This is a genomic window from Hydrogenophaga pseudoflava (assembly GCF_031020795.1).
Taxonomy (GTDB): domain Bacteria; phylum Pseudomonadota; class Gammaproteobacteria; order Burkholderiales; family Burkholderiaceae_C; genus Hydrogenophaga; species Hydrogenophaga pseudoflava_A.
In genome coordinates, this window is record NZ_JAVHJP010000007.1 from 171080 (window position 1) to 190081 (window position 19002).

Annotated in this window: 22 protein-coding genes; 11 read left to right on the top strand and 11 right to left on the bottom strand. The window is 68.9% G+C overall.

The window, feature by feature from the left end; all coding sequences use genetic code 11:
* Positions 1-12: 12 nt before the first annotated feature.
* Positions 13-660 carry an arylformamidase gene (gene kynB / locus RCO38_RS20985; RefSeq protein ID WP_308330391.1) on the bottom strand — a complete coding sequence of 216 codons (648 nt, stop codon included), beginning with the start codon at positions 658-660 and terminating at the stop codon, positions 13-15.
* Between the two features lie 191 nt (positions 661-851).
* On the opposite strand from kynB, the gene RCO38_RS20990 reads away from it, so the two are divergent.
* From RCO38_RS20990 to RCO38_RS21000, 3 genes are read left to right on the top strand one after another with little or no spacing between them, the layout of a single operon-like run.
* Positions 852-1160 carry a FeoA family protein gene (locus RCO38_RS20990; RefSeq protein ID WP_308330392.1) on the top strand — a complete coding sequence of 103 codons (309 nt, stop codon included), beginning with the start codon at positions 852-854 and terminating at the stop codon, positions 1158-1160.
* On the top strand, positions 1157-3031 hold the full coding sequence (gene feoB / locus RCO38_RS20995; protein ID WP_308330393.1) for a ferrous iron transport protein B: 1875 nt from the start codon (positions 1157-1159) through the stop codon (positions 3029-3031). The genes RCO38_RS20990 and feoB overlap by 4 nt, the downstream gene beginning before the upstream one ends.
* Entirely contained in the window at positions 3028-3213 is a 186-nt protein-coding gene (locus RCO38_RS21000) for a hypothetical protein (protein WP_308330394.1), read from the top strand. Before feoB ends, RCO38_RS21000 begins: the two co-directional genes overlap by 4 nt.
* A 6-nt stretch (positions 3214-3219) precedes the next feature.
* Here RCO38_RS21000 and RCO38_RS21005 read toward each other — a convergent pair whose 3' ends face one another.
* From RCO38_RS21005 to RCO38_RS21025, 5 genes are read right to left on the bottom strand one after another with little or no spacing between them, the layout of a single operon-like run.
* Positions 3220-4137 (bottom strand): class I SAM-dependent methyltransferase, encoded by a 918-nt coding sequence (locus RCO38_RS21005; protein WP_308330395.1) that lies wholly within the window; start codon positions 4135-4137, stop codon positions 3220-3222.
* Positions 4138-4148: 11 nt separating this feature from the next.
* Complete coding sequence (locus tag RCO38_RS21010) at positions 4149-4469, bottom strand: YkgJ family cysteine cluster protein (protein ID WP_308330396.1); 321 nt, start codon at positions 4467-4469, stop codon at positions 4149-4151.
* A 5-nt stretch (positions 4470-4474) separates the two neighbouring features.
* On the bottom strand, positions 4475-4777 hold the full coding sequence (locus tag RCO38_RS21015; protein WP_308330397.1) for a YkgJ family cysteine cluster protein: 303 nt from the start codon (positions 4775-4777) through the stop codon (positions 4475-4477).
* 8 nt (positions 4778-4785) lie between these two features.
* Positions 4786-5733: an ornithine carbamoyltransferase gene (gene argF, locus RCO38_RS21020; protein ID WP_308330398.1), complete on the bottom strand. Its 948-nt coding sequence runs from the start codon at positions 5731-5733 to the stop codon at positions 4786-4788.
* An 18-nt stretch (positions 5734-5751) separates the two neighbouring features.
* Positions 5752-6957, bottom strand: coding sequence for an aspartate aminotransferase family protein (locus RCO38_RS21025; RefSeq protein ID WP_308330399.1), 1206 nt, complete (start codon positions 6955-6957; stop codon positions 5752-5754).
* A gap of 217 nt (positions 6958-7174) precedes the next feature.
* On the opposite strand from RCO38_RS21025, the gene RCO38_RS21030 reads away from it, so the two are divergent.
* Together RCO38_RS21030 and RCO38_RS21035 are read left to right on the top strand one after the other, a co-directional pair.
* The gene (locus RCO38_RS21030) at positions 7175-7504 is read left to right on the top strand and encodes a DUF3579 domain-containing protein (protein WP_308330400.1); all 330 of its coding nucleotides are present in this window, start codon (positions 7175-7177) and stop codon (positions 7502-7504) included.
* A 68-nt stretch (positions 7505-7572) separates the two neighbouring features.
* Complete coding sequence (locus RCO38_RS21035) at positions 7573-8403, top strand: TIGR00266 family protein (protein ID WP_308330401.1); 831 nt, start codon at positions 7573-7575, stop codon at positions 8401-8403.
* A 118-nt stretch (positions 8404-8521) separates the two neighbouring features.
* Here RCO38_RS21035 and rpsT read toward each other — a convergent pair whose 3' ends face one another.
* Positions 8522-8821, bottom strand: coding sequence for a 30S ribosomal protein S20 (rpsT, locus tag RCO38_RS21040; protein ID WP_308330402.1), 300 nt, complete (start codon positions 8819-8821; stop codon positions 8522-8524).
* Positions 8822-8938: 117 nt separating this feature from the next.
* On the opposite strand from rpsT, the gene murJ reads away from it, so the two are divergent.
* The gene (gene murJ / locus RCO38_RS21045) at positions 8939-10504 is read left to right on the top strand and encodes a murein biosynthesis integral membrane protein MurJ (RefSeq protein WP_308330403.1); all 1566 of its coding nucleotides are present in this window, start codon (positions 8939-8941) and stop codon (positions 10502-10504) included.
* A gap of 7 nt (positions 10505-10511) precedes the next feature.
* Positions 10512-11369, top strand: a complete 858-nt coding sequence (locus RCO38_RS21050; RefSeq protein WP_308330404.1) for a SirB1 family protein — start codon at positions 10512-10514, stop codon at positions 11367-11369.
* A gap of 4 nt (positions 11370-11373) precedes the next feature.
* Here the strand turns inward: RCO38_RS21050 and RCO38_RS21055 are convergent, their stop codons facing one another.
* The 4 genes from RCO38_RS21055 to purM form a co-directional block, all read right to left on the bottom strand.
* Positions 11374-12390, bottom strand: coding sequence for a GlxA family transcriptional regulator (locus RCO38_RS21055; protein ID WP_308330405.1), 1017 nt, complete (start codon positions 12388-12390; stop codon positions 11374-11376).
* Complete coding sequence (locus RCO38_RS21060; RefSeq protein WP_308330406.1) at positions 12369-13001, bottom strand: DJ-1/PfpI family protein; 633 nt, start codon at positions 12999-13001, stop codon at positions 12369-12371. Before RCO38_RS21060 ends, RCO38_RS21055 begins: the two co-directional genes overlap by 22 nt.
* Positions 12998-13564, bottom strand: coding sequence for an isochorismatase family protein (locus RCO38_RS21065; protein ID WP_308330407.1), 567 nt, complete (start codon positions 13562-13564; stop codon positions 12998-13000). Before RCO38_RS21065 ends, RCO38_RS21060 begins: the two co-directional genes overlap by 4 nt.
* A gap of 93 nt (positions 13565-13657) precedes the next feature.
* A complete protein-coding gene (gene purM / locus RCO38_RS21070; protein ID WP_308330408.1) occupies positions 13658-14695 on the bottom strand; it encodes a phosphoribosylformylglycinamidine cyclo-ligase in 1038 nt (345 codons plus the stop codon).
* Positions 14696-14796: 101 nt separating this feature from the next.
* Between purM and RCO38_RS21075 the strand changes: the two genes are divergently transcribed.
* From RCO38_RS21075 to pcnB, 4 genes are read left to right on the top strand one after another with little or no spacing between them, the layout of a single operon-like run.
* Positions 14797-15909, top strand: a complete 1113-nt coding sequence (locus RCO38_RS21075; RefSeq protein ID WP_308330409.1) for an AI-2E family transporter — start codon at positions 14797-14799, stop codon at positions 15907-15909.
* 17 nt (positions 15910-15926) lie between these two features.
* Positions 15927-16613 (top strand): DnaA regulatory inactivator Hda, encoded by a 687-nt coding sequence (hda, locus tag RCO38_RS21080; protein ID WP_308330436.1) that lies wholly within the window; start codon positions 15927-15929, stop codon positions 16611-16613.
* A gap of 12 nt (positions 16614-16625) precedes the next feature.
* Positions 16626-17294 (top strand): HAD family hydrolase, encoded by a 669-nt coding sequence (locus tag RCO38_RS21085; RefSeq protein ID WP_308330410.1) that lies wholly within the window; start codon positions 16626-16628, stop codon positions 17292-17294.
* Positions 17291-19000, top strand: coding sequence for a polynucleotide adenylyltransferase PcnB (pcnB, locus tag RCO38_RS21090; RefSeq protein WP_308330411.1), 1710 nt, complete (start codon positions 17291-17293; stop codon positions 18998-19000). Before RCO38_RS21085 ends, pcnB begins: the two co-directional genes overlap by 4 nt.
* Positions 19001-19002 lie beyond the last annotated feature (2 nt).

The window sequence follows — 19002 nt, forward strand, 5'->3', positions numbered from 1 at the left end:
TCTCCTTGGGGTTCACACTTCACGCAGCACCGCGCGCACCGGGCTGGCGTCGGCGGTGGTCAGTTTCAGGGGCAGGGCGATCAACTCGTAGTCGCCCTCGGGCACGTCGTCCAGCAGCAGGTTCTCCAGCACGCGCAGGCCGCGGCGCCGGATGGTCTGGTGGCTGTCCAGGATCTTGCTGTCGGCCGGGTCGATGCTGGCGCTGTCGATGCCGATCAGCACCACGCCACGGTCGGCCAGCAGGGTCACGGTCTCGGGCGCGAAAGCGGGCAGGGCGTTGTCGAACGCGGCCTGCGGCATGTGTTCGTACACCCGCACCAGAACCCTGGGCGGGAGGTCGTTCATGGCGTGCGCCAGATGCTCAGGCTGCACGAGCGGCCCGCAGCCGATGGCGTGGATCACCCGGCACGGGCCGATGAAGGCCTGCAGGTCTACGGCGCCGATGGCCGCGCCGTCGGGGTCGTAGTGCAGCGGCGCGTCGGCGTGGGCGCCCACGTGAGGGCTCAGTGTGATGGCGCTGACATTGACCGGGCAGCCGGGCGAGATGTTCGCCACCCACTGCTGCTGGTAGGCCGTGTCGCCCGGAAACACGGGCGAGCCGGCGTGCACAGGAGGGGAAATGTCCCAGAGCTTTTTGGGGCGTGGGGGATTGCTTTTCATCGTCCGGGGAAGGTAGCACCCGCGAAAAAACCGTGGTGTCGGTTATTCCCAACGATCGGAAAATAATTCAGGCCTAAAGCAAATGGGTGCGATTGACGAAGAAATCGGTCGGACCTTGATCAAAAGCAAATGAGAAACACTCTCGTTTAGCTACATTGAAACCTTCCTTGTTTCAGGAGTCGGGTTTCACCATGTCCACCGCATCGTCCCCCACCTGTGCCGGCGCCTGTCCGGACGCCCGCGACACCACGCCCCGCACGCTCGATGCCTGGCCCCTGCGCACATCTGCGGTGTTGCAGGGCTTCGCGCCGGTGCACGACTCCGAAATCCGTCGTACCCTGCACCGCCTGGCGGAACTGGGTTTCCTGCCCGGCGAGGCGGTGGAGATCGTGGCGCGTGCCGGTGGCCGGGGCGGGCCCATCGCCGTGCGCGTGGGCGGCGCCACCTTTGCGCTGCGCGCCCACGAGGCGGCCCTGCTGCGCGTGCGGGAGCTCGCATGAACGACGCCGTGGCACTGCCCCGCCTGGCGTTGCTGGGCAACCCGAACTGCGGCAAGACCGCACTGTTCAACCTGCTCACCGGCGCTCGCCAGAAGGTCGCCAACTACGCGGGCGTGACGGTCGAGCGCAAGCAGGGCTGGCTGGAAACGCCGCAGGGCCGGCGCGCCCAGGTGCTGGACCTGCCGGGCACTTACAGCCTCGAACCGCTGAGCCAGGACGAGTCGGTCACGCGCGACGTGGTCACCGGCCGGCTGCCCGGCCAGGCGCGGCCCGACCTGCTGGTCTGCGTGGTCGACGCCACCCACCTGCGGCTGAACCTGCGCCTGGTGCTCGAAGCCCAGGCCCTGGGCCTGCCCATGGTGCTGGTGCTGAACATGGCCGATGTGGCGCAGGCGCGGGGCGTGCGCATCGACACCGGCCGGCTGGCCGAGGAGCTGGGCATGTCGGTGGTCCCGGCCGTGGGCGTGCAGCGCGACGGCGCGCAGGCCCTGTTGCGCCAGCTCGACGAACTGATGGCGGCCGGCCTGCCGCCACCCCGGCCGCCCGGCAACCTGGACGACGCCACCGATCCCGGGCAGCTGAACCTGCGGGTGCGCACGCTGCTGGCCGCGGTGCTGGACGAGCCGCAGCGCCGATGGACCGCCGACGACCGCATCGACCGCTGGGCGCTGCACCCGGTCTGGGGCTATGCGCTGCTCGCGGGGCTGTTGCTGCTGATGTTCCAGGCCGTATTCGCCTGGGCGGCCTGGCCCATGGACCTGATCGAGGCCGGCATGGGCTGGCTGGGCGAACAGGTGGCCGCGCACATGGCCGAGGGGCCGTTGCGCAGCCTGCTGGTGGACGGTGTGATTGCGGGCGTGGGCGGGGTGCTGGTGTTCCTGCCGCAGATCCTGGTGCTGTTCCTGTTCATCTTCCTGCTCGAAGACTCGGGCTACCTGCCGCGCGCGGCCTTCCTGATGGACCGGCTGATGGGCAGCGTGGGGCTCTCGGGCCGCTCGTTCATCCCGCTGCTGTCCAGCTTCGCCTGTGCGGTGCCCGGCATCATGGCCACGCGCACCATCAGCCACTGGCGCGACCGCTGGCTGACCATCCTGGTGGCGCCGCTGATGACCTGCTCGGCGCGGCTGCCGGTGTATGCGCTGCTGATCGGCGCCTTCGTGCCGCAGCGCACGGTGGCGGGCCTGTTCAACCTGCAGGGTCTGGTGCTGTTCGGCCTGTATGCGATGGGCATCGCCAGCGCGATGGCGGTGGCCTTCATCGTGTCCCGCCGCGGCGCCGGCCGCCGTTCGACGCCGCTGCTGATGGAGTTGCCGGCCTACCGCTGGCCCAGCGCGCGCAGCGTCGCTCGCGGGCTCTGGGAACGCACTCTGATCTTCGTGAAGCGTGTGGGCGGGATCATCCTGGCGCTGATGGTGCTGTTGTGGTTCCTGTCCAGCTACCCGGCGCCGCCCGAGGGCTTCACCGGTGCACCGGTCGAGGCCAGCTTCGCCGGCCGCCTGGGCCTGTTCCTGGCGCCGCTGTTTGCTCCCCTGGGCTTCGACTGGCGCATCGTCGTGGCGTTGATCCCGGCCATGGCGGCGCGCGAGGTCGTGGTTGCTGCGCTGGGCACGGTCTACGCGCTGAGCGCCACCGGGGATCAGGTGGCCGAGGCGCTGGGCGGCCTGATCGGCAGTCAGTGGTCCCTGGCCACGGCGTTGTCGCTGCTGGTCTGGTTCGTCTACGCGCCGCAATGCGTGGCCACGCTGGCCGCCATCCGCCGCGAGGCGGGCAGTTGGCGCCACGCCGGCATCGTCACAGTCTACCTGTTCGTCCTGGCCTGGGTGGCCTCGTGGCTCACCTACCGGCTGGTGCTGGCCTGGAGCGGTGCATGAACCTCCAGCTTGTGATCGTGTTGCTGTGCGTGGGGGCTGCGCTGATGTACCTGCTGCGGCCGTGGTGGGGACGGGTGCGCGCAAGGGCTGCGGTCGCCCGCACGGCAGGCGGCGAGACCTCGCAGCCCTCTGCCTGCGGCGCCTGCAGGGGCTGCAGTGGCCGCAGCAGCGGCTGCCACTGACGGACGTCAGGCCAGCGTCGGCAGCCGCGCCACCAGCACCTTGAGCGCGCGGTCGGAGGACAAGTCGGCGAAAGCGGCGGGGTTGGGCAGGCGCTGCTCCACCACCAGTTCGGGCGCTTCGGCGGCCAGCTGCTCGCGCAGGTACTGCTCGGGAATCTCGGGCGCGTTCAGGCAGAGCAGGGCGCGGCCACCGGGCTTGAGCAGGTCGGGCAGGCGGCGCAGCAGGCGCGGCCAGTCCTTGGTCGCGACGAAGCTGCCCTTCTGGTAGCTCGGCGGATCGGCGATCACCAGGTCGTAGGGCCCCATGCGCGTCACCTTGCCCCAGGAGCTGAACAGGTCGTGCGCGAGGAACCTGGCGCCGCCCGACAGTCCGTTGAGCTGGTGGTTCTGCTGGCCGGTGGTGAGTGCGCCCTGCGCCATGTCGAGGTTGACCACCTCTTTCGCGCCGCCCTGCAGCGCGGCCACCGAAAACGCGCAGGTGTAGGCGAAGAGGTTGAGCACCTTGGCGCCGTTCGCGTGCGCGCGCACCCAGCGCCGGCCTTCGGCCATGTCGAGGAACAGGCCGTGGTTCTGGCCGCGCAGCAGGTGGACGCGGTACTGCGCGCCGTCTTCACGCACCACGTGCGGCTCGGGCACGCTTCCGGCCAGCACGGTGGTTTCGCTGCGGCCCTCATGCCGCGTCTGCAACACGGCGTTCAGCGGCTGGTCGGGCGCGAGCTGTGCCTGCCGCACCCGCAGGGCCTCCGTCAGCTGCGCCCGTTCCTCTGGCGAGGCCAGACCGAACTTGGTGACCAGCCAGACTGGCGGGTAAGCGTCCAGCGCCCAGGCTTCGTGGCCCGGGAACAGGCCGCCGCGGCCGTGGAACAGGCGCTGTGCGTCGCTGGGCATGACGGCGGTGGCGAGGGTGTCGAGCAGGGCGTGCATGAAGTGACGTTTCAAAGGGGCAGGTCGTCGCCCAGGGCGGCCAGGCCGTGGCGGGCGCGGGCCTTGTCGCAGGCGTAGCTGCCTTCGGTCAGCTCGCGGCAGGGCGCGGGGCGCTGGCTGTACACGGTGCAGCCCACCGACACGCCGACCATGCCGGTGAGCGCCACGCAGCGGATTGGCACCTCGCCCGTGCCCCGCATGCGGCAGGTGGCGCCGTTGACCGGTTCGGTCATCGATGCCGGAACGGTGCCGCCGGCGTCGTCGAGCTCGTAGACGGAAAACTGCACGCGGTAGGCGGCGCAGCAGGCGCCGCAGGTCTGGCAGGCCGACATGGCGCTCAGAGCGCGGCCAGCCCGTGGCGGCGGCGGGCCTGCGCGCAGGCGTCGCTGCCTTCCTCGAACTCGCGGCAGGGGCTGGGACGCCACTCGTAGATGCCGCAGCTGGCCTTTTCGCCGACCGGGCCGTAGAGCGCGGCGCAGCGCGGGCGGCCGTGGTCGGTGCCGCGCATGCGGGCGGTGTGGTCGGTCACCGGCACCCACAGCCCGTCGGGCACGCTGCCGCCTTCGGACTGGGTCTCGAACACCGAGAAGTCCACACGGAAACTGGCGCAGCAGGCGCCGCAGGTCGTGCAGGCGCTCACGGCTTCGCTCAGGCCAGGTGGCCCAGCAGCAGGTACTCCATCAGCGCCTTCTGTACGTGCATGCGGTTCTCGGCCTCGTCCCAGACCACGCTCTGCGGGCCGTCGATGACCTCGGCGGTCACTTCCTCGCCTCGGTGGGCGGGCAGGCAGTGCATGAACAGCGCATCGGGCTGGGCCACAGCCATCATGGCCTCGTCCACGCACCACTGCTTGAAGGCCGCACGGCGGACTTCGTTCTCGGCCTCGTAGCCCATGCTGGTCCACACGTCGGTGGTCACCAGGTCCGCGCCCTTGCAGGCTTCCTTCGGGTCGCTGAACACCTTGTAGCAGGCCGGGTTGCCGATGCCGGCCAGCTGGGCGTCCACCTCGTAGCCGCTGGGCGTGCTCACGTGCACGGTGAAGCCCAGCAGTTCGGCGGCCTGCAGCCAGGTGTTGGCCATGTTGTTGCCGTCGCCCACCCAGGCCACCACCTTGCCACGGAGGGCGTCCAGCGGGTCGCCGCTGGCGGCCGGGCGGTACTCGGTCAGCGTGAACAGATCGGCCAGGATCTGGCAGGGGTGGAACTCGTTGGTCAGGCCGTTGATGACCGGCACCCGCGAGTACCTGGCGAACGTCTCCAGCTTGTCCTGGCCGAAGGTGCGGATCATCACGATGTCGACCATGCGGCTGATCACGCGCGCGCTGTCTTCGATGGGTTCTGCCCGCCCAAGCTGGCTGTCGCCGGTGGTCAGGTGCACCACCGAGCCGCCCATCTGGTACATGCCGGCCTCGAAGCTCACACGGGTGCGCGTGCTGGCCTTCTCGAAGATCATGGCCAGGGTGCGGTCCGGGTCGGCGAAGGGCTGGTACTTCTCGACCGCCTTGAACCTGGCCTTGATGAAGGCCGCGCGGCGCAGCAGGTAGCCGTATTCGGCGGCCGAGAAGTCCTTGAACTGCAGGTAGTGGCGGATGCTCATGCGGTGCGCTCCGGGCGGTCAGCCCTGTTCCTTGAGGAAGGTCTCGATGATCGGCAGCAGGCGGGCGACGATCTCGTCGGCCTCGGCGCCGCTGATGATCAGCGGCGGCACCAGTCGGATCACGTTGTCGGCCGTCACCGACAGCAGCAGGCCGGCGTCGGCCGCGCGCTGGGTGATCACGCCGCAGGGCTTCTCCAGCTCGACGCCGATCATCAGGCCCTGGCCGCGCACTTCCTTCACGCCCTTCTTGCCCATCAGCGCGGTGACCAGCCGGGTCTGGATCAGGGTGCCCATCTTGGCGGCGTTCTGCAGCAGGCCGTCCTCTTCCATGATGCGGATGGTCTCGATGCCCGCGCGCATGGACAGCGGGTTGCCGCCGAAGGTGGTGCCGTGGTTGCCCGGGCCAAAGATGGCGGCGGCCTTGGGGCCGGCGACGACGGCGCCGATCGGCACGCCCGAGCCGAGGCCCTTGGCCAGCGGCATGACGTCCGGCTGGATGCCGGCCCACTGGTGGGCGAACCACTTGCCGGTGCGGCCCATGCCGCACTGCACCTCGTCGATCATCATCAGCCAGTCGTTGGCGTCGCACAGCGCACGCACGCCCTGCAGATACTCGGCGCGCATGGGGTTGATGCCGCCCTCGCCCTGGATGGTCTCGAAGAACACGGCCACCACGTTCGGATTGCCCTCGGTGGCCTTTTTCAGGGCCTCCAGATCGTTGGCCGGCACACGGATGAAGCCTTCGACCAGCGGGCCGAAGCCGGCCTGCACCTTGGGGTTGCCGGTGGCCGACAGGGTGGCGATGGAGCGGCCGTGGAAGGCCTTCTCGTACACCACGATCTGCGGCTTCTCGATGCCCTTGTCGTGACCATACTTGCGCGCCAGCTTGAGCGCGGCCTCGTTGGCCTCCAGGCCGGTGGAGCAGAAGAAGGCGTTGGTCAGACCGGAGCGTTCCACCAGCAGCTTGGCCAGTTCCTCCTGGCCAGGCACGTGGTAGTAGTTGCAGCAGTGGATCATGTCCGCCACCTGCTGCTGCAGCGCCTTCACCAGCTTGGGGTGACCGTGTCCCAGGGTGTTCACGGCGATGCCGGCCAGCGCGTCCAGGTATTCCTTTCCGTTGACGTCCCAGACTCGGCAGCCCTTGCCGTGCGTCAGCGCGATCGGCAGGCGGCCGTAGGTGTTCATCACATGGGGCGAAGACGGGACGACGGGGGCGGCTTTCATGAGGCAACTCCAGAGGCCAGGGGCCGGAAAAAAGAAGCGGCTCAACGCAGGTTGAGCCGTTGAGCGGCGATTTTAGGGGCAGGCACCGGCATCTTCTTTGCTTGTTGTGCATCAGAGAGATGCGGCACAGTAGCGCTGCCGGCCCCCGGCCGGGTTAACCCTGAGCTCAAGTCTTATATAAGATAGAATACCGCCATCCGCAACGGCATTCCATTTCATGGTCGACCGCCCCACCACCAAGCAAGTGTTCATCCAGGGAATCACCCGGGGTGGGCGCACGTTCCGCCCCAGCGACTGGGCGGAGCGGCTGGCGGGCGTGATGAGCCAATTCGGCCCGGGCGGTGCATCCGGCCGCATCGGCAGCCACATTGCGTACTCGCCCTGGTGCGTGCCGACCGTGATGAACGGCACCAAGGTGGTGATCGTGCACACCGACCTGCGCGAGGCCGAACCCATGGCCTGGGACTTCGTGATGAACTTCGCCAAGGACAACGACCTGCAGGTCGTCGAAGGCTGCCTTCTCCCCGAGCCGCCCACCAAGGGCTGAGCCCGCTGTTCTTCGCGGGTATGCTCCCGCTCCGGATTTCTTCCCAACCGAATCAGGAGCGTGTTCCCATGGCAATGGACGTTGTTGACTACTACCTGCACGGCGACGACATGCAGTTCGTCGAAATCGAGCTGGACCCGGGTGAGGCCGCGATCGGCGAGGCCGGCAGCATGATGTACATGGAGGACGGCATCGCCATGACCACCGTCTTCGGCGACGGCTCCGCCGGCTCGTCCGGCGGCGGCCTGTTCGGCAAGCTGCTGGGCGCCGGCAAGCGCCTGATCACCGGCGAGTCGCTGTTCACCACGGTCTACACCAACCAGGGCAGCGGCAAGCGCAAAGTCGGCTTCGCTGCGCCCTACACGGGCAAGATCATTCCCTTCGACCTGTCCCAGATCGGCGGCACCCTGATCTGTCAGCGCGACGCCTTCCTCTGCGCGGCCAAGGGGGTGTCGCTGGGCATTGCCTTCCAGCGCAAGCTGGGCACCGGCTTCTTCGGCGGCGAGGGCTTCATCATGCAGAAGCTCGAAGGCGACGGGCTGGCCTTCGTGCACTCGGGCGGCACCGTGCTCAAGCGCGATCTGGCGCCGGGCGAGGTGCTGCGGGTCGACACCGGCTGCGTGGTGGCCTACACCACCGGCATCGACTTCGACATCCAGTTCGTGGGCGGTGTGAAAACCGCGCTGTTCGGCGGCGAGGGTCTGTTCTTCGCAACGCTGCGCGGCCCGGGCACGGTCTGGATCCAGTCGCTGCCGTTCGCCCGCCTGGCCTCGCGCATCTTCGCGGCGGCCCCGCGCACGCAGGGCGGCGGCGGCTCGGGTGGCGAGCAGGGCGGTCTGGCCGCGGGCATCCTGGGCGGCGGCCTGCTGGGCGGGCTCATCGGTGGGGACGACGACTGAAGCGTCCTGAGCGCCCAAAGAAAAACCGCCCCGAAGGGCGGTTTTCTTCTTTGCTGGCAGCGCACCGTTTCAAACGGCGGACCGGGTAAACCGGTCCGGGCTGGTGTTCGTCGCCCGGTCAGGCGGCGGCGGTGGCCAGGGCCTTGACCTTGGCGGACAGGCGGCTCTTGTCGCGCGAAGCCTTGTTCTTGTGGAAGATGCCCTTGTCGGCGACGCTGTCGACCACGGCCTGCATCTTGCCGAACAGCTCGGCGGCCTTGGTCTTGTCGCCGGCCAGAACAGCCTTCTCGACGTTCTTGACGGCGGTGCGGTACTTGGAACGCAGCGAGGTGTTGGCGGCGTTCAGTTTGACGTCCTGGCGGGCGCGCTTGCGGCCAGACGCCAGACGGGGGTTCTTTTTCTTCGGCTTGGTTGCCATGGGAATAATCCTTTACGTGTTTGGGGATGTTGCCAGCAAAGCTCGCGATTCTACCACGCACCCCAAGGCCAAGCCAGCCCGGGCCGCCGGGCGGTGGCCGGTGGTTACACTGCCGCGGTGTCGCTCTTCAAGTCCGCCTCCCTGGTTTCCCTGCTGACGCTCGCCTCGCGCATCACTGGTCTGGTGCGCGAGTTGCTGATGGCGTCCACTTTCGGCGCCAGCGCCCTGACCGACGCCTTCAACGTCGCCTTCCGCATTCCGAATCTGCTGCGCCGGCTGTTCGCCGAGGGCGCGTTCAGCCAGGCCTTTGTGCCGGTTCTGGCCGGCGCGCGCGCCAAGGACGGCGACGACGCCACCCGCGAACTGGTGAACCAGATCGCCACAGTGCTGGTCTGGGCCCTGGTGGCGACCTGCATCGTGGGCGTGGCGATCTCGCCGGTGCTGGTCTGGGCCATGGCCAGCGGCCTCAAGCAAAGCCCCCATGGTTTCGAGTCCGCGGTGCTGATGACGCGCTGGATGTTCCCCTACATCGGCTTCATGTCGCTGGTGGCGCTGTCGGCCGGCGTGCTCAACACCTGGAAAAAGTTCGCCGTGCCGGCCGCGACCCCGGTGCTGCTGAACGTGGCGATGATCGGCGCGGCATGGTTCGGTGCGCCCTGGTTCCAGTCGGTGGGCATCGAGCCGATCTACGCGATGGCGGCCGGCGTGATGCTCGGCGGCGCCCTGCAGCTGGGGGTGCAGATCCCGGCGCTGCTGCGCATCGGCATGCTGCCGCGCGTGGGTCTGCACTGGTCATCGCTCAAGGCGGCCTGGGCGCACCCCGGCACGCGGCGCGTGACGACCCTCATGCTGCCGGCCCTGCTGGGTGTGAGCGTGGCGCAGATCTCGCTGCTGATCAACACGCAGATCGCGTCGCACCTGGCCACCGGCAGTGTGAGCTGGCTCAGCTACGCCGATCGGCTGATGGAATTCCCGACCGCCATGCTGGGCGTGGCGCTGGGCGTGGTGCTGCTGCCGCAGCTGGCGGCCGCCCGCGCCTCCGAGGACAGCGAGCGCTACAGCAACCTGCTGGACTGGGGGCTGAGGCTGGTGGTGCTGCTGGCGGTGCCCTGTGCGGTGGCCCTGCTGACCTTTGCCAAACCGCTGGTGGCGGTGCTCTACCACTACGGCGCATTTTCCGAACGGGACGTGGCCCAGACCACGACCGCGCTCATGGGCTACGGCGCCGGCCTGCTGGGGCTGGTGGCGATCAAGGTGCTGGCGCCCGGCTTCTACGCCCGCCAGGACATCCGCACGCCGGTGAAGATCGCCATCGTCGTGCTGCTGCTGACCCAGGCCATGAACCTGCTGTTCGTGCCCTACCTGGCCCATGCCGGCCTGGCACTGGCCATTGGCCTCGGGGCGATGGTCAACGCGCTGTGGCTGCTGATCGGCCTGGTGCGGCGCGGCGCCTACCGGCCGGCCCCGGGCTGGGCCCGGTTCCTGATGCAGGTGCTGGCCGCCAGCGCGCTGCTGGCGGTGTTCCTGATGTGGAGCGCCGGGTCGGTGAACTGGGTGGCGTTCGAGGGTGGCGCGCTGCTGCGGGTCGGCCTGATGGCCGCGATCGTGGTGGGGGCGGCGCTGCTCTACTTTGTGGCCTTGATGCTATCGGGGTTAAAACTTCGGCAATTCGTCCGAAAATGAACCCATCATGCCTTCCGCCTTCGAACTTCCCTCGTCGACACCGCTGGCGTATTTCGCCTCGCTGGTGAAGGACGACGACAGCCTGCCCCTGCTGGAGGCGGCGGCCTCCATTGCCCAGGACGAGTACCCGGACCTGGATGTGCAGGAGGTGCTGGGCGAGGTCGACGTGCTGCTCTCACGCCTGCGCCGGCGCAGCCCGTCGGACGCCGAGCCCCTGCAGCGCCTGCGGGCGCTCAACCAGTTCTTCTTCCGCGACCTCGGCTTCGGTGGCAACGTCAACGACTACCACGATCCCGACAACAGCCACCTCAACGTGCTGCTCAAGACGCGCCGCGGCATTCCGATCTCGCTGGCGGTGCTGTGGCTGGAGCTGGCGCAGGGGCTGGGCCTGAAGGCGCGCGGCATCAATTTTCCCGGCCACTTCCTGGTCAAGATCAACCTGCCGGAAGGGCAGGTGGTGATCGATCCGTTCACCGGCCAGTCGCTCAGCCGCGAGGAGCTGTCCGAGCGGCTGGAGCCCTACAAGCGGCGCAACGGCCTGGTCGACGACTTCGACGTGCCGGTGGGTTTGTATCTGCAGGCGGCGCCTTCGCGCGACATCATTGCCCGCATGCTGCGCAACCTCAAGGAAATCCACCGCACCCAGGAAGACTGGCTGCGCCTGATCGCGGTGCAGGACCGGCTGCTGATCCTGCTGCCCGACGCCTGGGTGGAGTACCGCGACCGGGGCCTTGCCTGGGCCGAGATGGGCGACGCCGCCCTGGCCGCGCAGGACCTGGAGGTCTACATCGCCCACACCGACGACGCGCTGGACCGCGACGCCATCCAGTCGCGGCTGAACGAGCTGCGCCGCGCGCGGGGCTGATACCTCAGCGGGCGACCGCTCGCTGCGTTGTGCCCGGTGTGCCCGGCTGCCCATGGCGGTGCCAGGCGCGCCGCAACTGGGTGTCCGACCCGAAGCCCGAGATCTGGGCCGCCTGCGTGACGTTGTGGCCGCTGTGCAGCGCCGCCTGGGCCACCGCGAGCCGGATGCGCTGCAGGTAGTTCAGCGGCGACACCCCGGCGTGCTCTTCGAACAGGCGCGTGAGATGCCGCGCCGAGGTGTGGCCCCGGTCGGCCATGCGGGGCACGGTCCAGGCCTCCTGCGGTGCCTGGCTCACCGCGTCCTGCACCCGGTGCACGACAGGGTGCAGGTGGTCGCGGTGGTGCAGGAATGGCGACAGCTCCGGGTCCTGCGGGCCGCGGCGCAGCGCCACCACCATGGACTGCGCCACCTCGGCCGCCAGCGCCGGCCCCAGCAGGGCGGCGATGCGGTGCAGCGTGAGGTCGATGCCGGTGGTCACGCCCGCACTGCTGAACACAGGCGCGTCCAGCACGAACACCCGGTTGGCCAGCACCTCGCAGTCGGGCGCGGACTGGCGCAATTCGTCCAGGTGGTGGTGGTGCGTGGTGGCCTTGCGGCGAGCCAGCAGACCGGCGCGGGCGGCCACGACGGCGCCAGCACAGATGCACATCAGCTCCACCCGGCCTTCGGCCAGCCGCAGGCCACGCAGCCAGTGCAGCAGTTCGCGCGCGGCGGGGCTGTCCAGCTCGACCCGGTCCCCTGGCTGGCCCACCAGCACCACCCACTGCGGTCGCTGGGGTTGGGACAGGTCGGGCAGGGGAGCCAGCCGCGACACCCGGGCGCCCACCGAGCTGACCGTCTCGGCGCGCGGGCCGGTGAAGTGCAGTGCAAAGGCCGTGGGCCGGCCTCTGGCCAGCAGCGCCTGGTTGGCCATGCGCAGCGCCTCGGCCGGGCCCGCCCAGTCGAGGATCAGGCTGTCGTCCAGCAGCACGAAATGCACGTCCACCACGGAGGCGGGTGTCAGTCGGGCCGGCTCATCCATCGGTAATCCATCTGTCGTGCGGTGCGTTCGGCCAATTCGGGGCAGGTCAGGCGGGCGACGAGGTGCAGCGACAGGTCGATGCCGGCGCTGATGCCCGCCGAACTGAACACGCGGCCGTCCTCGACCCAGCGCACGCCGTCGACCACCTCCAGCGACGGCCATTGCCGGCGCAGATCGTCCAGATCCTCCCAGTGCGTCGTCACGCGGTGGGCGTTCACCACCCCGGCCGCGGCGAGCACGAACGCGCCCGTGCAGACCGAGGCGGTGAGCGATGCCTGGGCGCTGGCGCGCCGCACCCAGTCCAACGTGTCCGGGCAGCGGGCGGCTGCGTCCACCACACCACCGGGCACGATCAGCAGGTCCACCGGGGTCGGGTCGTTGAAGTCCCGGGTGGGCACCACCTGCAACCCGGCCCGGGCACGCACCGGTGCCAGGGTGCGCGCCACGCAGGCCACTTGCCAGCCCGCAGCGGTCGAGGCCCCGGCCCAGCCCGCGGCTTCGGGACGGGCCGCCATGCGGGCGGCGGTGGTGAACACCTCGTAAGGGCCGGCCAGGTCCAGCGCCTCGACATCGTCGAAGGCCAGGATGGCGATGCCGAACGGGCGGGTCACGCCGCTGCCCCGGCGCGCGCCAGTGCTTCGGCCACCGAGGTGAGGGTGCAGAAGCGACCCTGCAGCACGGTGGCGGTGCGGGCCTTGATTTCGGCCGCGGGCAACGGCGATCCGTCGGGTTGCGTCATGTCGAAGGTCAGCGTGGCGTCCGTCACGTAGTCCACTTCCCAGCCCAAATCGGAGGCGTGGCGCGTCGTGGTTTCACAGCACTGCTCGGTGCGGATGCCGCTGACGATCAGGCGGCGGATGCCGTGCTCCGTCAGCCAGACGTCCAGCCCGGTGCCGACCAGGGCGCTGTGCCGGCGCTTGACGAAGCTGGCGGAAGGATCAAAAACGGACAGTTCGGCCATCGGACGTACATGGCCGCTGGCGTGCGAAAACGGGTTGTCCGGTGTTTCCGGTCCGTCGCTGTGCAGGATGCGGACGACCGGGATGCCCTGCGCGAGGCAGCCATCGATCAGGGCGTTCTGGTCGGCCATGTAGGCGGGCAGCGCCGAGGCGTCGAAGTACGGGCGGTGGCGGAAGGATTCCTGGACGTCGATGACCAGCAGGGCGGTGTTCATGGGGCAGCTCCGTTGAAAAGGTGACTGCATTGTTTCCGCCCTGGAACCGCCTGTCCGCCACCGCGGCGGACAGGTTTCGATCAGATCAGGACATCAGGCCACGATCACCGACGCACCTTCGCCCTTGGCCGCGATGGCGCCGATCTCGTAGACCGTCTCGCCCAGTTCGCGCAGCGTGGCGGCGCAGGCGGCGGCTTCGGCGGCGTCGATCACCACCACCATGCCGATGCCGTTGTTGAAGGTGCGGTTCATCTCGATGTCGTCGATGCCGGCGACCTTCTGCAGCCAGGCGAACAGCTCGGTCTGCGGCCAGCTGCCTTTCTTGAGGTGGGCGGCCGTGCCTTCGGGCAGCACGCGCGGAATGTTCTCCAGAAGGCCGCCGCCGGTGATGTGGGCCAGGGCCTTGACCGGGTGCTTGGCGAGCGTGGCCAGTACGTTCTTCACGTACAGGCGGGTTGGGGCCATGATGGCTTGCTTGAACGGCTGGCCGTCCAGGGTGGCGGGCAAATCGCTGCCCGCGCGCTCGATGCACTTGCGCACCAGCGAGAAGCCGTTCGAGTGCACGCCGTGCGAGGCCAGGCCCAGCACCACGTCGCCGGGCTTGACGTTCTGGCCGGTCAGGATCTTGCTCTTTTCGACCGCACCGACGCAGAAGCCCGCCAGGTCGTATTCGCCGGCCGGGTACATGCCGGGCATTTCGGCGGTTTCGCCGCCGATCAGGGCGCAACCGGACAGTTCACAACCCTTGGCGATGCCGCCGACCACGGCTGCCGCGGTGTCCACTTCCAGCTTGCCGCAGGCGAAGTAGTCCAGGAAGAACAGCGGCTCAGCGCCCTGCACCAGCACGTCGTTGACGCTCATGCCCACCAAGTCGATGCCCACGGTGTCGTGCATGTTCCATTCAAACGCCAGCTTGAGCTTGGTGCCCACGCCGTCGGTGCCGCTCACCAGCACCGGCTCCTGGTAGCGCTTCGGCACTTCAAACAGCGCGCCGAAGCCGCCGATGCCGGCCAGCACGCCTTCGCGCATGGTCTTCTTGGCCAGCGGCTTGATGCGCTCGACCAGCGCGTCGCCCGCGTCGATGTCGACGCCGGCGTCTTTGTAGGAAAGGGGGGTGGTGCTGGAGTTCATAGGGGGAGGGCGGGGAGAGGGCCTGCACGGGCCGGGGACTAGAATTTGCGGCTGATTTTAAGGGTTCGCCCTCCGGCCCACACCACCACACCTTCCGCCCCATGACCCTTTCCCCCGCGCAGATCCGTTCCCTGACCTGGGCCGCCATCGCCGTGGCGATCTGGGCCCTGCTGACGGTGCTGGCGCCGGTGCTGATGCCCTTCGTGCTGGCCGGGGTGATGGCCTATGCGCTGCATCCCCTGGTGGAAAAGCTCAACGACCGGCGGATTCCCCGCTGGCTGGGCGCGGGTGTGGCGATCGCCCTGCTCATGCTGGTGCTGCTGGCCGTGGTGCTGCTGATCGTGCCGGTGATCACCAAGCAGGTGCCTCTGCTCAAGGAACAGGTGCCGGCGCTGCTGGACCGGGTCAACGACAGCCTCGTGCCGCTGGCCGGGCGCTTCGGCATCGACCTGCAGATCGACGTGGCCCAGGTGCGCGAGTGGCTCAAGGACCTGGTCACCGGGCACGAGCAGGAACTGATCAACGGCCTGCTGTCCTCGCTGCGCATCGGCGGCAGCGCGCTGGCGGCGGTGTTCGGCAACCTGGTCCTCACGCCCATCGTGGCCTATTACCTGCTGCTGGACTGGGCCGGACTGGTCGAGCGCAGCAAGCGGCTGATTCCGCCGCGCTGGCTGCCCTCGGTGCAGAGCTTCCTGGACGAAACCGACGAGGTGCTGGGCCAGTACCTGCGCGGCCAGCTCCTGGTGATGGGCGTTCTGGCCGTGTTCTATACGGTGGCGCTGGCGCTGATGGGCCTCAAACTCGCACTGCCCATCGGTGTGTTCACCGGTCTGGCGGTGTTCGTGCCCTACCTCGGGTTCGGGCTGGGGCTGGTGATGGGGCTGCTGGCCGCGGTGCTGCAATTCCAGAGCCTCACCGGCGTGGTGCTGGTCGGTGCGGTCTACACGGTGGGCCAGGTGGCCGAAAGCATGTATGTGACGCCGCGCCTGCTGGGCGAGCGCATCGGCCTACACCCCATCGCGGTCATCTTCGCCCTGATGGCCTTCGGCCACCTGTTCGGCTTTGTCGGTGTGCTGATTGCGCTGCCGGCCAGCGCCGTGCTGCTGGTGGCGATCCGCCGAGCCAAGGCCGGTTACCTGGCCAGCGACCTGTACCTTCCCGTACCGACCGCTGCCCCGGCCGCTTCGGTCCCGCCACAGGACGGTGCCGAATGAAACCGGTGCAGCCGCCCATGAAACAGATGGCGCTGGACATCGGGCTGGCGCCCGTGCCCACGCTGGACAACTTCGTGGCCGCGGGCAACGAGGCCGTGCTGGAGCACCTGCGGCTCTGGACCTACAACCCCCTGCGGTCGCCGGTGCCCACCTACCTCTGGGGCGAGCCCGGCAGCGGCAAGACGCACCTGCTGCGGGCGGTGCGCGAAACGTTGCGCGACTCGGGCGCCCGCACCGGCTGGATCGGCGCGGGCATCCTGCATCCGATCGAGTACGACGAGGGCTGGGACGCGGTGATCCTCGACGACTGCCACCTCTACACCGCCGAACAGCAGGCCGCGGCCTTCAACTGGTTCGTCAACGCCCAGACCCCGGCCCACGGCCCGGCGCGCTGGGTGCTGGCCGCGGCCGACCGGCCGCCGGCCGACCTGCGGCTGCGCGAAGACCTGCGCACCCGCCTGGGCTGGGGCCATGTGTTCCAGCTCAAGGCCCTGGGTGAAACCGAACGCCGCTCCGTGCTGCGGCGCGCCGCCGACGAGCGCGGCGTGTTCCTGGGCGACGAGGTCATGGACTTCATGCTCAACCGCTTCTCGCGCGACCTCTCCAGCCTGATGATGCTGCTGGACCAGCTCGACGCGTATGCGCTGCGCACGCAGCGAGCCATCACGATCCCGCTGATCAAGTCCATGCTGGACAACGAATGAAGAACTTTCCGAATGAGACTTGCGCTGTTTGACCTGGACCACACCCTGCTGCCGCTGGATTCGGATTACGCCTGGGGCCAGTTCACCGTGGAGCTGGGCTGGCGGGACGCCGAAACCCACACCCGCGCCAACGACGCCTTCTACGAGCAGTACAGGGCCGGTACGCTGGACATCCACGAGTACATCCGCTTCTCGGTCGCCCCGCTGGCCGAACACGGGGTGGACAAGTCGGACGCCGCGCATCGCCGCTTCATGGACCAGGTGATCCGTCCGGCCATCCGGCCGGTGGCGGTCGAGCTGGTGCGCCGCCACCAGGCGGCGGGCGACCAGGTCGTGATCGTCACCGCCACCAACGAGTTCGTCACCCGCCCCATCGCAGCGGCCTTCGGCGTCTCAGAGCTGATCGCCATCGACCTGGAGCGCGACCTTCGGGGCAACCCGACCGGCGCCATCCACGGCACGCCCTCGTTCCGCGAAGGCAAGGTCGCGCGTGTGGAACAATGGCTGGCGTCGCGCGGCCTGTCCTGGGCCGACGTGGCGCACAGCAGCTTCTACAGCGACTCCCTCAACGATCTCCCGCTGCTGGAGAAAGTGACCGAGCCGGTGGCGACCAACCCGGACCCCCGCCTCAGCGCCATCGCCACCGAGCGAGGCTGGCGCATCCTGAACCTATTCGAATGATCAAGAAATTCATCGACAAGCTGCTGGGCAAGGCCACTGGCAAAAGCACCAAGGCCAGCAAGTTCGGCAAGCGCGAAGACGTGCCGGCGTCCGTCCACGGCATCGACCCGAAGCTGGTCGACCAGCGCGCCCTGGACGTGGTGCGCACCCTCAAGCAGGCCGGCTTCGAGGCCTACATCGTCGGCGGTGCGGTGCGCGACCTGCTGCTGGGCCTGCGGCCCAAGGACTTCGACGTCGCCACCAGCGCCACGCCCGAACAGGTCAAGAACCTCTTCCGCCGCGCCTTCATCATCGGCCGGCGCTTCCGCATCGTGCACGTGATCTATGGCCGCGGCCGCGAACACGAGGTGATCGAGGTCTCGACCTTCCGCGCCTACCTCGACAGCGCCGACGCCGAGCAGGTCAGCGGCAACGAGCGCACCAGCAAGGGAGAGCTCTCGGGCATGAAGCACGCGGTGGACGCCAGCGGCCGGGTGCTGCGCGACAACGTGTGGGGCCCGATCGAGCAGGACGCCGCAAGGCGCGACTTCTCGATCAACGCCATGTACTACGACCCCGAAGCGCAGATCGTGGTGGATTTTCACCACGGCATCCGCGACGCGCAGAAGAAGACGCTGCGCATGATCGGCGACGCCGCCACGCGCTACCGCGAAGACCCGGTGCGCATCATCCGCGCCGTGCGTTTTGCGGCCAAGCTCAACGCCCTGGGTTTCAAGTTCGACGCCAAGACGCGCGAGCCCCTGGTGTCCTCGGTGGATCTGCTGAAGGAAGTTCCGCAAAGCCGCCTGTTCGACGAGATGCTCAAGCTGCTGCAGACTGGTCACGCGCTGGCCAGCGTCGAGGCGCTCAAGACCCACGGACTGGCCCGGGGCATCTACCCGCTGCTGGACCTGGTGGTCGAGCGGGCCGAGGACGACTTCGTCAAGCTGGCGCTGCAAGACACCGACCGCCGTGTCGGCGAAGGCAAGCCGGTGGCTCCCAGCTTCCTGCTGGCCTGCGTGCTCTGGGCCGACGTGCGCAAAGGCTGGGAGCGGCGGCTGCAACCGCGCGGCCACCAGCGCCCGCCCACCCCGTTCGCCGCGCTGCAGGAGGCCGTGGACGAGGCCTTCGACGCGCGCATCGGCGATGTGTCCGGCCGCGGCAAGCTGGGCACCGACATGCGCGAGATCTGGATGATGCAGCCGCGCTTCGACAAGCGCGTGGGCACCGGTCCGTTCAGCCTGGTCGAGCAGCCGCGCTTTCGTGCCGGCTTCGACTTCCTGCGCCTGCGCGCGCAGACCGGCGAGGTGGACGAGGAGCTGGCCCACTGGTGGGAAACCTTCAGCACCGCCGACGACGACCACCGCCAGGACATGGTGGACGCGCAGCGCAAGGCCAGCCAGTCCAAGGGCGCGGGTGGTGGCGGCAAGGCCCGCCGCGTGAAGAAAACCGACGCCGACCATCCGGCTTCCGGTGCCCGTGAGCCGGAGCCGCAGGACGACCCGCGCTTCCGCCCGGAGAATGACGGGGCCGATGCGGACGAGGAGGACGCCAGCCCCCGGCGGCCCGTGTTCTACGGCAGTGCTTTTGCACCCGACAGCGACCATGCGGATGACACCGCCGCGCGGGGTGACGGCGAGGCGCCCGCCCGCAAGCGCCGCCGTCGCCGCCGCAAGCCGTCCGGTGGCGGTGGCGAGGGCGCACCGCCTGCCCAGTCGGCAGGTTGAAC

Bases quoted from the DNA above. Each gene is read 5' to 3' on its own strand.
- hda (WP_308330436.1), top strand. From the start codon at position 15,927: ATGAAACAGATGGCGCTGGACATCGGGCTGGCGCCCGTGCCCACGCTG.
- RCO38_RS21075 (WP_308330409.1), top strand. From the start codon at position 14,797: ATGACCCTTTCCCCCGCGCAGATCCGTTCCCTGACCTGGGCCGCCATC.
- RCO38_RS21000 (WP_308330394.1), top strand. From the start codon at position 3,028: ATGAACCTCCAGCTTGTGATCGTGTTGCTGTGCGTGGGGGCTGCGCTG.
- pcnB (WP_308330411.1), top strand. From the start codon at position 17,291: ATGATCAAGAAATTCATCGACAAGCTGCTGGGCAAGGCCACTGGCAAA.
- RCO38_RS21065 (WP_308330407.1), bottom strand. From the start codon at position 13,564: ATGAACACCGCCCTGCTGGTCATCGACGTCCAGGAATCCTTCCGCCAC.
- RCO38_RS21005 (WP_308330395.1), bottom strand. From the start codon at position 4,137: ATGCACGCCCTGCTCGACACCCTCGCCACCGCCGTCATGCCCAGCGAC.
- argF (WP_308330398.1), bottom strand. From the start codon at position 5,733: ATGAGCATCCGCCACTACCTGCAGTTCAAGGACTTCTCGGCCGCCGAA.
- RCO38_RS21055 (WP_308330405.1), bottom strand. From the start codon at position 12,390: ATGGATGAGCCGGCCCGACTGACACCCGCCTCCGTGGTGGACGTGCAT.
- rpsT (WP_308330402.1), bottom strand. From the start codon at position 8,821: ATGGCAACCAAGCCGAAGAAAAAGAACCCCCGTCTGGCGTCTGGCCGC.
- RCO38_RS20990 (WP_308330392.1), top strand. From the start codon at position 852: ATGTCCACCGCATCGTCCCCCACCTGTGCCGGCGCCTGTCCGGACGCC.
- RCO38_RS21050 (WP_308330404.1), top strand. From the start codon at position 10,512: ATGCCTTCCGCCTTCGAACTTCCCTCGTCGACACCGCTGGCGTATTTC.
- kynB (WP_308330391.1), bottom strand. From the start codon at position 660: ATGAAAAGCAATCCCCCACGCCCCAAAAAGCTCTGGGACATTTCCCCT.
- purM (WP_308330408.1), bottom strand. From the start codon at position 14,695: ATGAACTCCAGCACCACCCCCCTTTCCTACAAAGACGCCGGCGTCGAC.
- RCO38_RS21035 (WP_308330401.1), top strand. From the start codon at position 7,573: ATGGCAATGGACGTTGTTGACTACTACCTGCACGGCGACGACATGCAG.
- feoB (WP_308330393.1), top strand. From the start codon at position 1,157: ATGAACGACGCCGTGGCACTGCCCCGCCTGGCGTTGCTGGGCAACCCG.
- RCO38_RS21010 (WP_308330396.1), bottom strand. From the start codon at position 4,469: ATGTCGGCCTGCCAGACCTGCGGCGCCTGCTGCGCCGCCTACCGCGTG.
- RCO38_RS21030 (WP_308330400.1), top strand. From the start codon at position 7,175: ATGGTCGACCGCCCCACCACCAAGCAAGTGTTCATCCAGGGAATCACC.
- RCO38_RS21025 (WP_308330399.1), bottom strand. From the start codon at position 6,957: ATGAAAGCCGCCCCCGTCGTCCCGTCTTCGCCCCATGTGATGAACACC.
- RCO38_RS21085 (WP_308330410.1), top strand. From the start codon at position 16,626: ATGAGACTTGCGCTGTTTGACCTGGACCACACCCTGCTGCCGCTGGAT.